Below are 14,068 nucleotides of genomic sequence, written 5' to 3'. Positions count from 1 at the left end.
TAAAAGCACAATTGCGTAGTGTATGAGACGCTTAAAGAATCATTATGATTAGTTAAAGTGTACAATATAAAATATATTATTTATGCTACATTGCTAAACCACAGTAGTTGACTAGAATTGGAATATTTTTGCGAAAGATGTTTTTCAACATTTTAGTCTTCGATACGGGAGTGAGACAGTGAACACTGTGCCACTCCCGTTCTGTTTTTGCTTAGAAGTTTAGGAAACTTAGAGAAACTCATTTTGAATAAGTTTATTTTTTATGGTAATATAGCATGGATAAAATTAGAGATATTAATATAAGAAGGTTTAATAATTATGAAAGAAAATTTTTGGAGTGAATTACCACGTCCTTTTTTTATTTTGGCACCAATGGAGGATGTAACTGATATTGTTTTTCGTCACGTTGTAAGTGAAGCTGCAAGGCCTGATGTTTTTTTCACTGAATTCACTAACACTGAAAGTTTTTGTCATCCAGAAGGGATCCATAGTGTACGTGGAAGGTTGACTTTTAGTGAAGATGAACAGCCAATGGTAGCCCATATATGGGGAGATAAACCAGAGCAATTTAGAGAGATGAGCTTTGGTTTAGCGGACATGGGATTTAAAGGTATAGATTTAAATATGGGATGTCCTGTTGCTAATGTGGCTAAGAAAGGAAAGGGGTCTGGTTTAATACTAAGACCAGAAACTGCGGCAGCAATTATTCAAGCAACAAAAGCAGGAGGCTTACCAGTAAGTGTAAAAACACGTCTAGGATATTACGATATCGATGAGTGGAGAGATTGGTTAAAGCATGTCTTTGAACAAGACATTGCAAACTTATCAATCCATCTCAGAACGCGTAAAGAAATGAGTAAAGTAGATGCTCATTGGGAGTTAATTGAAGCGATTAAAGCGTTAAGAGATGAGATTGCCCCAAATACGTTACTAACGATTAATGGTGACATTCCTGATAGACAAACTGGACTAGAACTTGCGACCAAATATGGTGTAGATGGCGTTATGATTGGTAGAGGGATTTTTAATAATCCTTTTGCTTTTGAAAAAGAACCTCGTGAACACTCAAGTAAAGAATTATTGGATTTATTTAGATTACATTTAACATTGTTTGAAAAATATAGTAATGATGAAAGCCAACAATTCAAAAGTTTACGAAGATTTTTCAAGATTTACGTAAAAGGTATTAAAGGTGCTAGCCAATTACGTCATCAATTAATGAGTACAGAGTCTGTTGATGAAGCACGTGCGCTATTGGATGAATTCGAAGCTAATATTAAAGAAACTATAGATTGATCTTCGAGACGACATAGATACTATCTCAACAGTAGTGATAACAATAAAAGGCCAGTAGATGAATTGATAACAATTCATCTACTGGCCTTTTTACGTCGTATTCAATGTTTCAACTATTTAGTACGTTTTGCAACTTGTCTATATCTTAAGTACATTAAACCTAATAGTACAAACCATATAGGAGTTAGGAAGATAGCATTTCTAGTTGTTTCATTTACAAATAATAAACAAAATACTAAGAAGAAGAATACTAAAATCGCATAACCCATGTATTTACCACCAGGAAGTTTATAAGATACAGTTTTATGTAACTCTGGATTTTTTCTGTGATAATTAATATAAGCAATAATAATTAATGCCCATACGATAATAAATAATACAGTCGAAATAGTAGTTACATACGTAAACACTAATGTAGCGTCAGGGAATATATAGTTTAATAACGCTGTAACTAATAATAATGCTGATGAACCAATGATAGCAAAATGAGGAACACCATTTTTATTTGTACTTCTAAAGATTGGTGGTGCTTGGTCTTGTTCAGATAATCCGAATAGCATACGGCTATTTGAGAATATACCACTATTACAAGATGAAGCTGCCGCAGTAAGTACTACAAAGTTGATTAATCCAGCAGCGAAAGGAATACCTATTAATGAGAATAATCTAACAAATGGACTCTCATTAGGATCAACTTTATCCCAAGGGATAATAGACATGATAACTGCTAATGCACCCACATAGAATACTAAAATTCTTAAAGGTACAGCATTAATCGCTTTTGGAATTGTTTTTTCTGGGTCTTTAGTTTCACCGGCAGTAACACCAATCATTTCGATACCTACGAATGAGAATAACGCCATTTGGAATGACATAAAGAAACCAGATGCACCATTAGTAAATATGCCATGTTTATATAAATTTGTGAAACTAGCATGTCCAAATTGTGTTTTATAAGCAATTAAAATCATCACTAAACCTACAACAATTAAAGCAATAATTGTTATGATTTTGATAATAGCGAACCAGAATTCTAATTCGCCAAATAATTTAGCACTTAGTAAATTAAATAGCATTAATATAAGTACACAAAATAGTGCACTGATCCAGTTAGGAATTGCAGGGAACCAGAAACTAACGTACTTAGCAACCGCTGTAACTTCTGCCATACCTGTTATAATCCAACATAACCAATATGTCCAACCAGTAACGAAACCAGCAAACGGTCCTATGTATTCATTTGTCACGTCGGCAAAAGATTTGAAGCGAGTATTTTGAATAATAATCTCACCTAAGCCTCTCATAAACATGAACAACATGAAACCTATAATAATATAAGTTAATAGAATAGATGGACCAGTCATTGCTATGGTTTGACCTGCTCCCAAGAATAACCCAGTACCAATAGCGCCGCCAATAGCAATCAATTGCACATGACGATTACTCAATCCTCTTTGTAATTTTTCTTCAGCCATAAGACAACTCCCTTACATTTAATTAATATTATTATGCACCTATATGTTCAATTCGACAATTATTTTTCTAATATTTTCTAAAAATTCCTTTAAATTTTGATTAAATAATTGTAATCAAGCTTGATAATAAAAATGAAATTTTCAATATTTTCTCATTAATTACATAATTTGAATTGGATTGAATGCTTATATAATGGCGTTTATTGGGTATTTGAGTAAAAATAAGTCTATTAAATTAAAGTTAAATACCATTTATTGAGCGATATATAATCGTTCACAAAAGTTATTTGTTTGGCTATAATGATACTTGAAAGCCATTACATTATGTATAAGAAAAGGGGAATTACTTATGGCAGAATTACAAAAAGGTTTAGAAGGGGTAATTGCAGCTGAAACAAAAATCAGTTCAATTATTGATAGTCAATTAACATATGCGGGATATGATATTGATGATTTAGCAGAAAATGCATTATTTGAAGAAGTCGTGTTCTTATTATGGAACTATAGACTACCAACACAAGATGAATTAGATGCATTGAGAGAAAAATTAAATCATTATATGACTTTAAATCCGAGAGTTTATAAACATTTTGAAGAATATGCGACGGATAATGTGCATCCTATGACGGCATTACGTACATCTGTATCATATATTGCACACTTTGATCCTGATGCTGAAAATGAAACAGAAGAAAATAGAAAAGAAAGAGCCATTCGTATTCAAGCTAAAATTGCTTCTTTAGTTACAGCATTTGCGCGTGTTCGTGAAGGAAAAGAACCTGTTAAACCAAATCCTGATTTAGGGTATGCAGCGAACTTCTTATATATGTTAAGAGGGGAATTACCTACAGATACTGAAGTTGAAGCATTTAATAAAGCTTTAGTATTGCACGCAGACCATGAACTTAATGCTTCTGCATTTACAGCTCGTTGTGCCGTTTCTTCTTTATCTGATATGTATTCAGGCATTGCAGCTGCAGTAGGTTCATTAAAAGGACCATTACATGGTGGTGCGAATGAACAAGTTATGAGCATGCTTTCTGATGTTAAATCAGTAGATGAAGTGGATGCTTACTTAGATGAAAAATTCAAAAACAAAGAAAAAATTATGGGATTCGGTCACAGAGTTTATAAAGACGGAGATCCTAGAGCCAAATATTTACGTGAGATGAGCCGTAAAATTACTTCTGAAACGGGTAGAAGCGAATTATATGATATTTCAATTGCTATTGAAAAACGTATGAAAGAAGAAAAAGGCCTTATTCCTAATGTCGATTTCTTCAGTGCTACGGTATATCATAGTATGGATATCCCACATGATTTATTTACGCCTATATTCGCAGTAAGTCGTACATCAGGTTGGACTGCACATATTCTTGAACAATATCGTGACAATAGAATTATGCGTCCAAGAGCAAATTACATCGGTGAAACAGATCGTAAGTATATACCAATTGAAGAAAGATAAATAATAAAGTCAAATAGATTCACAATATTTGGAGGTAAAATTATGTCAGCTGAAAAAATTACAAGATTAAATGATGGATTAAACGTCCCTAATGAACCAATTATTCCTTTTATAATTGGTGATGGTATTGGACCAGATATTTGGAAAGCAGCAAGCCGTGTTATCGATGCAGCTGTTGAAAAAGCTTATAACGGTGAGAAACGTATTGAATGGAAAGAAGTTCTAGCTGGTCAAAAAGCTTATGACGAAACTGGTGAATGGTTACCTCAAGAAACATTAGATACAATAAAAGAATATTTAATTGCGATTAAAGGACCATTAACTACGCCAATCGGTGGTGGTATTCGTTCATTAAATGTAGCTTTACGTCAAGAGTTAGACTTATTTACGTGCTTACGTCCAGTACGCTGGTTCAAAGGTGTACCTTCACCTGTTAAACGTCCACAAGATGTAGATATGGTAATCTTCCGTGAAAATACTGAAGATATTTATGCTGGTATTGAATTTAAAGAAGGTACTGATGAAGTTAAAAAAATAATTGATTTCCTACAAAATGAAATGGGTGCTACGAATATTCGATTCCCAGAAACTTCAGGTATTGGTGTCAAACCAGTTTCTAAAGAAGGTACTGAGCGATTAGTTAGAGCAGCAATCCAATATGCAATCGATAATGACCGTAAAACGGTAACGCTTGTTCATAAAGGTAATATCATGAAATTTACTGAAGGTGCATTCAAACAATGGGGCTATGATGTAGCACATAATGAATTTGCTGATAAAGTATTTACATGGCAACAATATGACGAAATAGTTGAACAAGATGGTAAAGATGCAGCTAATCAAGCGCAAGAAAAAGCAGAACAAGATGGAAAAATCATTATTAAAGATTCAATTGCTGACATTTTCTTACAACAAATTTTAACTCGTCCAGCCGAACATGATGTTGTTGCTACAATGAATCTTAACGGTGACTATATTTCAGATGCTTTAGCCGCTCAAGTAGGTGGTATTGGTATTGCACCTGGTGCCAACATTAACTATGAATCTGGTCACGCTATTTTTGAAGCAACCCATGGTACAGCACCTAAATATGCTGGTTTAAATAAAGTTAACCCATCTTCTGAATTGTTAAGTTCAGTGTTAATGTTAGAACATTTAGGCTGGCAAGAAGCTGCTGATAAGATTACTGATGCAATTGAAGCGACAATCGCATCTAAAGTTGTAACTTATGATTTTGCACGCTTAATGGATGGCGCTACTGAAGTATCTACTTCAGATTTCGCTGATGAATTAATTAAAAACTTAAAATAAGTCAATCAGTGAACAAGGCTTAGTTGTTTATACAAAATAATCTTAGTTAAATCATGATAAATAGATAGTTAGCGATACATTTGAGTGAGGCTTTATTTAAACCCTTTCTCGAAGTTGCTATCACTCAAAGGAGTGGAACTTGGTATTTAAATAAATCCAGTTCCATTCCTTTTTTATTAAAAATTAGTTGAATAATTTTATATTTTCTTAACAATATTTAAATAATAGTAATACAAATACTCAATAATTAGAAAAAGATAATTTGATTGTTAAGATTATGTAAATTTAATATGTTGTATGTTATTTTTGTTTTAACTTCCGTTATAATGAAATTGAAATGTTATATTTATTCAGGGAGGCACATTATGTCACAAAAAGTATTAGTGGTTGACGATGAGCAATCAATTGTAACTTTATTAAAATATAATCTTGAAACGGCTGGTTACATCGTTGAAGTAGCATACGATGGTGAAGAAGCTTTGGAAAAGGTAAACGAAATTCAACCAGAACTTGTCGTTTTGGATGTAATGTTACCTAAAAAAGATGGTATTGAAGTATGTAAAACAATACGTTCTGATAAAAATTTAGTTCCTATTTTAATGCTAACTGCAAAAGATGATGAGTTTGATCGTGTATTAGGATTAGAATTAGGTGCAGATGACTATATGACAAAACCTTTTTCACCGAGAGAAGTAGTTGCAAGAGTGAAGGCTATCTTGAGAAGATCTAAATTTGCTAGTGAAATTGAAAAAGAAGATGTTGATGATGAGGATATATTAATTGAGAACATTCGAATCAGACCTGAGTTCTTTGAAGTTTATAAAGATGATGAGTTATTAGAACTTACGCCTAAAGAGTTTGAATTACTATTATATCTCATAGAGAGACAAGGGCGAGTAATTACCCGTGAACATATGTTAAATTCAGTTTGGAATTATGAATTCGCAGGCGATTCTCGAATTGTTGACGTTCACATTAGCCATTTACGCGATAAGCTCGAAGAGAATCCAAAACAACCTAAATTAATCAAAACTGTTCGTGGACTTGGTTATAAATTAGAAAGACCTAAGGCTTAATGCTCAAATTTCATCATCGGTTATTATTATTATTAAGTACAATTACCATTATCAGTTTTATTGGTTTAGGTATCATTATTCATCATACAATTTATCAAATATTATCAACAGCGCAAGTCACAGAGCTCAAACATGTTTCCGAAAATTTCCTCAAATTAAACAAACAAAATGACAATAAGGAAATAAAGAACATTTCGGCTAATCAAAATCTAATCGTTAAGATTACTAAAAACGGAGAAGTCATTTATCAATCAGGGAATCAACATAAATTTAATGATAACATTGATAATGAAGCTAATCCGTCTAATATTATTTATAATCGAGAAAATGGACAGGTTAGATATACATTCAAAACGGTTATTAATGATAAAACGGTATACATAAGTGGGATGAATACTGAAATTCTTGAATTACAGAAGAGTATGTGGAAGTATTTATCTTTAATTGGAATTATTGTTCTTTTAGCAATATATTTGGCAGTTAGAAGCATTCATCGTACATATATTAGACCGATTAATGAGGTTACATATGCGACTTCATTAATCGCTGATGGCTATTATCATGTTCGCGTGCCTGAAAGTAATGTCAAGGAGACCAAAGCACTGTTTGTTACAACTAATGATTTGGCTAGACGCTTACAAAAGCTTAACAATAAGCAAAAAATGCAATCCAATCGTTTAAAAACTACATTAGAAAATATTCCGAGTTCCGTTTTAATGATTGATAAACATGGCGAAATTGTAGTTGCAAACCACGCCTATTATGATTTGTTTAGACCAAATGGTAAGGTTGAAAATAAAAAGTATACCTCATATTTAGATACTAAAATTCAACAATTGATTTTAGAAAGTTTTAAAACTGAAAAGCCACTCTATGATCAAATTGAAATTGTATTAAATAACGTTCATCATAAATATTTTGATTTATCTTGTGTTCCGATACTTAGTAAATCTAAAAAGAAATTACAAGGTATGGTTGTTGTTATGCATGACATCACAAATCTTAAAAAATTAGAAAACTTACGACGTGAATTTGTGGCAAACGTTTCTCATGAACTTAAAACGCCTATTACATCTATTAAAGGTTTTGCTGAAACATTAATTGAAGGTGCAAAAAACGATGAACAGTCGCTTGATATGTTTTTAAACATCATTTTAAAAGAATCTAATCGTATTGAGTCTCTTGTTGCGGACCTATTAGATTTATCTCATATCGAACAACAAACTGAGATAGAAACATCGTTTGTGAATCTCTCAGAACTTGCTTATACTACAATTGATAATCTACAAAACCAAGCAAGATATAAAAATATTAGCATTTTGCCTGAAATTGAAAAAGATATCATCATAGAAGCACATGAAAATAAAATGGCACAAGTCATTACTAATTTACTTTCAAATGCGATTAATTATTCACTTGAAAATAGTGACGTTATTGTAAGAGTTTATAGAAAAGGACTTGAAGTTAACTTAGAAATTCAAGATTTTGGCATAGGAATTGAGAAGAGTGACCAAAACCATATTTTCGAAAGATTTTATCGTGTAGATAAAGCGAGAAGTAGAGATTCAGGTGGCACAGGATTAGGGTTGTCTATAACGAAACATATTGTCGAAGCACATCATGGTACAATAAATGTTGAAAGCAATATTGGTGAAGGTTCGTTATTTAGAGTTTCATTCATAGATGAACAAAAATAATATTTCATCCATTAAGGCCTTTCGTTCATATTCAATGATTCAATTGATTAATGAAACGAGAGTGCCTTTTTTTATTTGACAGAAATTTTTAACCAAACAAAGACTTTTGAAGAAACCATACATTCGTTAACGAACTCTGAATATGCTAAAATATAATAAAATCACTCTGGAGGTATACGCATTGAATAAACTAGTTTTAATTGATGGTAATAGTTTAAGTTTTCGAGCATTTTATGCATTACCACTTCTTTCTAACAAAGCAGGAATACATACGAATGCTATATATGGTTTTGCGATGTTACTTGAAAAGATTTTAAGAGAAGAACAACCAAGTCATTTTTTAGTTGCGTTTGATGCAGGCAAAACTACATTTAGACATTCAAAATATAGTGAATATAAAGGCGGTAGACAAAGCACGCCACCGGAATTAAGTGAACAATTCCCGTATATTCGACAACTATTGGATACGTATCATATCAAACATTATGAGTTAGAAAACTACGAAGCTGATGATATCATTGGTACATTAAGCAAAGAAGCAAATGAGCAAGGATTTGAAACAATCATTGTTACAGGTGATAGAGACTTAACTCAACTCGCTACTGATCATGTAACCATCTATTACACTAAAAAAGGTGTTACAGATGTCGATCATTATACTCCAGAATTTATTAATGAAAAATATGATGGGCTTGTGCCTAGTCAAATTATTGATATGAAGGGACTCATGGGTGATACATCTGATAACATCCCAGGTGTTGCTGGTGTGGGTGAGAAGACAGCTATCAAGTTATTGAAACAATTTAATACGGTTGAAGGTGTCTATGAAAATTTAGATGCAGTTTCAGGAAAAAAATTAAAAGAAAAACTTGAGAATAGTCGTGATGATGCATTCATGAGTAAAGATTTAGCAACAATAAATAAAGATAGTCCAATTGAAGTAGCACTTAAAGATACTAAATTAGATAATCAAGATGATAATCAAGATAAAATTGAACTATTTAAAAAGTTAGAATTCAAACAATTATTAGCTGATATCGATAGTAATCCATCAGAAGAATCTCAAGAAGACAAAGTATTTGAAGTACACCATGATTTCAACAAGATTAATTTTAATGATTTAAAAGAAGCGGTCATCCATATTGAAGTGGATGGTACCAATTACTTACAAGATGCTATTCTCAAATTTGGCTTCTACAATGGCGTGGATCACATTGTTATTCCTGCTGATCAACTTAAAGATTATCCAGAACTGATTGATTGGCTAGAAAATGAAACTACAGAAAAGGTAGTTTATGATGCTAAAAAGACATACGTTGTTGCGCATAGATTAGACATTGATATTAAAAATATTGTGTTTGATGTTATGTTAGCTAGTTATATTATCGATCCATCAAGAACAATTGAAGATGTTAATTCGGTTGTAAGTAACTATAAACAAAACTATGTTCAAGATGATGTGTCAATCTATGGAAAAGGAAAAAAACGACACATTCCAGAAGATTCGGTTTTAGATAAGCATATTGCATCCATTACTGAGGCAATTTATGCTTGTAAACCTGAAATGGTTGATGAACTAAAATTTCATCAACAAATAGAGTTATTGTTAAACTTAGAACTTCCATTAGCGCGCATCTTGAGTGAAATGGAAGAAACTGGCATTTACACTGATGTAAATGATTTGAAAGAAATGCAGTCTGAAATACAAGGGAAATTAGATTTATTAATCAGTAATATACATGAGGCAGCTGGAGAAGAATTTAATATTAATTCTCCTAAACAACTAGGTGTAGTCCTATTTGAAACATTGGAATTACCAGTCATTAAGAAAACTAAAACAGGTTATTCTACTGCGGTTGATGTGTTAGAACAACTACAAGGTCAACATCCTATCATTGATTACATTTTAGAATATCGTCAATTATCTAAATTACAATCTACCTATGTTGAAGGATTACAAAAAGTGATTAGTGATGATAATCGCATTCATACCCGCTTCAACCAAACGTTAGCACAAACGGGACGTTTATCAAGTGTAGATCCAAACTTACAAAATATACCTGTTCGTCTTGAAGAAGGACGTAAAATTAGAAGAGCCTTCAAACCCACTTCTAATGACAGTGTGATTTTATCAGCAGACTATTCTCAAATTGAATTACGTGTGCTTGCGCATATCACTCAGGATGAAAGTATGAAGGAGGCATTTATTCACGAAAGAGATGTCCATACTGCAACTGCAATGAAAGTATTTGGAGTAGAAGCGGAAGAGGTTGATGCGCTAATGCGTAGACAAGCCAAAGCTGTTAACTTTGGCATCGTTTACGGTATTAGTGATTATGGTTTAAGTCAAAGCTTGAATATTACGCGAAAAAAAGCGAAAGCATTTATCGATGATTATTTAGCTAGTTTTCCAGGTGTAAAACAATATATGTCTGACATCGTTAAAGATGCTAAAGCCGATGGATTTGTGGAAACATTATTGCATCGTCGTAGATATATTCCTGATATTAATAGTCGAAACTTTAATTTAAGAGGATTTGCTGAACGTACAGCTATGAATACGCCAATACAAGGTAGCGCAGCAGATATTATTAAGTTAGCAATGGTTGAATTTGATAAACAAATAAAACAAACGTCATACCATGCGCAATTGTTATTACAAGTACACGATGAGTTGATTTTCGAGGTGCCAGCAAATGAAGTAGAGGATTTCAGTTTGTTTGTTGAAGAAATTATGGAACACGCACTACAATTAGACGTACCGCTAAAAGTAGACTCTAATTACGGAGCTACATGGTATGATGCAAAATAGAAAGAGGAATTAGAAATGCCAGAATTACCAGAGGTTGAACATGTAAAGAGAGGGATTGAACCTTATATCTTAAATACGACAATTAAAAGTGTGACATTTTCGAGTAAAGTGATAGAAGGAAAACAACAAGGAAAAGAGACCATCATTAAAGGTATCAACTTGGATGGGTTCCGATTGAATAGCGAAGGGTATGCTATACAATCTGTTGAACGTAGAAGTAAATATATTGTTTTCACAATTCAAAAAAACCAAACGCAACGTATTATATTAAGTCATTTAGGTATGGCGGGAGGCTTTTTTATCGTTGATAAATTATCAGATATTAGTACACCAAATTATCGAAAACATTGGCATGTTGTATTTCACTTAGATAATGGTAAACAACTAGTATATTCGGATATCAGACGATTTGGTGAGTTAAGAAATTTGGCGTCTTTCCAAGATTACCCTGCTTTTCTTGATATTGCACCTGAACCATTTAATGATGATGCATTAAATCACTTTTTAAATCGTATTAAACTTAAAAAATATCAAAATAAACCCATTAAACAAATGCTACTTGATCATAAGATGGTAGCAGGATGTGGCAATATTTATGCGTGTGAAGCTTTGTTTAGAGCAGGTGTATTACCAGATCGGAAAGTTAAACAAACTTCAGACCAAGAACGTCAAATGTTGTTTTACTATGTTCAAGAAGTGTTAAAAGAGGGTATAAACAACGGTGGTACTAGCATTTCAGATTATCGTCATGCAGATGGTAAAACAGGAGAAATGCAATTACATTTAAATGTATATAAACAAAAGACATGTAACGTTTGTGGGCATGATATTGAGCAAAAGGTAGTGGCTACACGTAATAGTCATTTCTGCCCACATTGTCAGAAATAAAGGTGAGTGAATATTTATGCCAAAAGTAATAGGATTAACAGGTGGTATTGCCACAGGTAAATCAACAGTTTCTGAATTATTGACAGCATATGGTTTTAAGGTTGTAGATGCTGACATTGCTTCAAGGCAAGCTGTTGCAAAAGGAACGAAAGGTTTAGAACAAGTGCGTACTGCTTTTGGTGAACGTGCTATCACAGATGAAGGTGAAATGGATCGTCAATACGTAGGAGAAATTGTGTTTAATCATCCAGAAAAGCGCATCGAGTTAAATGATATCGTGCATCCAATAGTTAGAGAAATAATGGAAAAAGAGAAACAAAACTATCTTAATCAAGGTTATGATGTCATTATGGATATTCCACTCCTTTTTGAAAATGAATTACAGGATACAGTGGATGAAGTATGGTTAGTTTATACATCTGAAAGCATTCAAATAGAGAGATTGATGGAACGTAATCAATTGTCACTTGAAGATGCTAAAGCGCGTGTATATAGCCAAATTTCAATTGATAAAAAAAGCAGAATGGCAGATCATGTTATAGATAACCTAGGAGATAAGTTAGAACTTAAACAAAATTTAGAACAACTATTAACTGAAAAAGGGTTTATCAATAGAGAAATATAAATTCTATGTGACTCAATTTATAAATTATAGCTCTAGTAGGCGAAACGTGCTTAAACTTTAATTTTTGCATTATTACGTTTATTAGAGCTTTTTGCTAATTTAAAATAATCAGCTTAAAAAAATTTTTTAAAATCATCAGAAAACGCTTTCAAATTTCCGTTATTATGTTACACTAATTTTATAAAGTATAACATATAAACAAACAATCAAGGGGTGCTTTAAATGTCAACAAATATAGCAATTAATGGTATGGGTAGAATTGGTAGAATGGTGTTAAGAATCGCTTTACATAAAGAAGACTTAAATATTGTAGCGATTAACGCAAGCTATCCACCTGAAACAATTGCGCATCTAATTAATTATGATACTACTCATGGTAGATTCGATAAGAAGGTTGAACCTATTGAGAATGGTATCCGTGTCGATGGACATGATATTAAACTTGTGTCTGACCGTAACCCTGAAAATTTACCTTGGGAAGCGTTAGATATTGATATCGTTATTGAAGCTACGGGTAAATTTAATCATGGTGACAAAGCGATTGGACATATCAAAGCTGGGGCCAAAAAAGTATTATTAACTGGACCATCTAAAGGTGGACATGTACAAATGGTTGTTAAAGGGGTAAATGATAATCAATTAGATGTTGAAGCGTATGACATTTTTAGTAATGCGTCATGTACAACAAACTGTATTGGACCGGTAGCTAAAGTTTTAAATAATCAATTTGGTATTGTTAATGGACTTATGACAACAGTTCATGCAATTACAAATGATCAAAATAATATAGATAATCCACATAAAGACTTACGTCGCGCACGTTCTTGTAACGAAAGTATTATACCAACGTCAACTGGTGCTGCTAAAGCTTTAAAAGAAGTACTACCAGAATTAGAAGGTAAACTTCATGGTTTAGCTTTACGTGTACCAACTAAAAACGTTTCACTTGTTGATTTAGTGGTTGATTTAAAAGAAAACGTAACAGCAGAACAAGTTAATGATGCATTCCGTAATGCAGGTTTAGATGGTATTCTTGATGTGGAAGATGCACCTTTAGTTTCAATGGACTTTAATACTAACCCTAATTCAGCAGTCATCGATGCTCAAAACACAATTGTAATGGGTGATAATAAAGTAAAAGTGATTGCATGGTATGATAACGAGTGGGGTTATTCAAATAGAGTAGTTGAAGTTGCTCAACAAATTGCCAAATTAATTGGTTCTGAAAATGTTGCGACTGCGAAATAATAAATTTTAACAGTCGAATATCGCGAGACTATTAAATCTTTTAACTAAGATTAAATAGTCTCGCTTTTTGTTTTATATCATTTAGTTACAAACCTTTTACATAGTATTAGAAATTAAGGTATAGGTTATACGTGAATTAGAATTTTTATTAATTTTTTTTAATTTTAGTGTT

Annotated in this window: 10 protein-coding genes; 9 read left to right on the top strand and 1 reads right to left on the bottom strand. The window is 32.5% G+C overall.

The window, feature by feature from the left end:
* Positions 1-318: 318 nt before the first annotated feature.
* Positions 319-1,296: a tRNA dihydrouridine synthase gene (locus tag AK212_RS05490; RefSeq protein ID WP_053029610.1), complete on the top strand. Its 978-nt coding sequence runs from the start codon at positions 319-321 to the stop codon at positions 1,294-1,296.
* A gap of 113 nt (positions 1,297-1,409) precedes the next feature.
* On the opposite strand, the gene AK212_RS05485 is transcribed toward AK212_RS05490, so the two are convergent.
* Entirely contained in the window at positions 1,410-2,771 is a 1,362-nt protein-coding gene (locus tag AK212_RS05485; RefSeq protein WP_053029609.1) for an amino acid permease, read from the bottom strand.
* A gap of 349 nt (positions 2,772-3,120) precedes the next feature.
* On the opposite strand from AK212_RS05485, the gene AK212_RS05480 reads away from it, so the two are divergent.
* From AK212_RS05480 to gap, 8 genes are all read left to right on the top strand, one after another.
* Positions 3,121-4,239, top strand: a complete 1,119-nt coding sequence (locus AK212_RS05480) for a citrate synthase (protein ID WP_053029608.1) — start codon at positions 3,121-3,123, stop codon at positions 4,237-4,239.
* 42 nt (positions 4,240-4,281) lie between these two features.
* Entirely contained in the window at positions 4,282-5,550 is a 1,269-nt protein-coding gene (gene icd / locus AK212_RS05475) for an NADP-dependent isocitrate dehydrogenase (RefSeq protein ID WP_053029607.1), read from the top strand.
* Positions 5,551-5,915: 365 nt separating this feature from the next.
* Positions 5,916-6,626, top strand: a complete 711-nt coding sequence (locus AK212_RS05470) for a response regulator transcription factor (protein ID WP_037536805.1) — start codon at positions 5,916-5,918, stop codon at positions 6,624-6,626.
* The gene (gene pnpS, locus AK212_RS05465) at positions 6,626-8,323 is read left to right on the top strand and encodes a two-component system histidine kinase PnpS (protein ID WP_053029606.1); all 1,698 of its coding nucleotides are present in this window, start codon (positions 6,626-6,628) and stop codon (positions 8,321-8,323) included. The genes AK212_RS05470 and pnpS overlap by 1 nt, the downstream gene beginning before the upstream one ends.
* A 181-nt stretch (positions 8,324-8,504) precedes the next feature.
* Positions 8,505-11,135 carry a DNA polymerase I gene (polA, locus tag AK212_RS05460; RefSeq protein ID WP_053029605.1) on the top strand — a complete coding sequence of 877 codons (2,631 nt, stop codon included), beginning with the start codon at positions 8,505-8,507 and terminating at the stop codon, positions 11,133-11,135.
* A gap of 15 nt (positions 11,136-11,150) precedes the next feature.
* Positions 11,151-12,023: a bifunctional DNA-formamidopyrimidine glycosylase/DNA-(apurinic or apyrimidinic site) lyase gene (gene mutM, locus AK212_RS05455; RefSeq protein ID WP_053029604.1), complete on the top strand. Its 873-nt coding sequence runs from the start codon at positions 11,151-11,153 to the stop codon at positions 12,021-12,023.
* Positions 12,024-12,039: 16 nt separating this feature from the next.
* Entirely contained in the window at positions 12,040-12,648 is a 609-nt protein-coding gene (gene coaE, locus AK212_RS05450; protein ID WP_053029603.1) for a dephospho-CoA kinase, read from the top strand.
* Positions 12,649-12,870: 222 nt separating this feature from the next.
* Positions 12,871-13,896, top strand: a complete 1,026-nt coding sequence (gap, locus tag AK212_RS05445; RefSeq protein ID WP_053029602.1) for a type I glyceraldehyde-3-phosphate dehydrogenase — start codon at positions 12,871-12,873, stop codon at positions 13,894-13,896.
* Positions 13,897-14,068: the final 172 nt, after the last annotated feature.

The sequence above is a fragment of the Staphylococcus borealis genome (assembly GCF_001224225.1).
Taxonomy (GTDB): Bacteria; Bacillota; Bacilli; order Staphylococcales; family Staphylococcaceae; genus Staphylococcus; species Staphylococcus borealis.
Note: the sequence above shows the minus strand (reverse complement) of the source record. Positions and strands in the feature narration are given on the sequence as shown.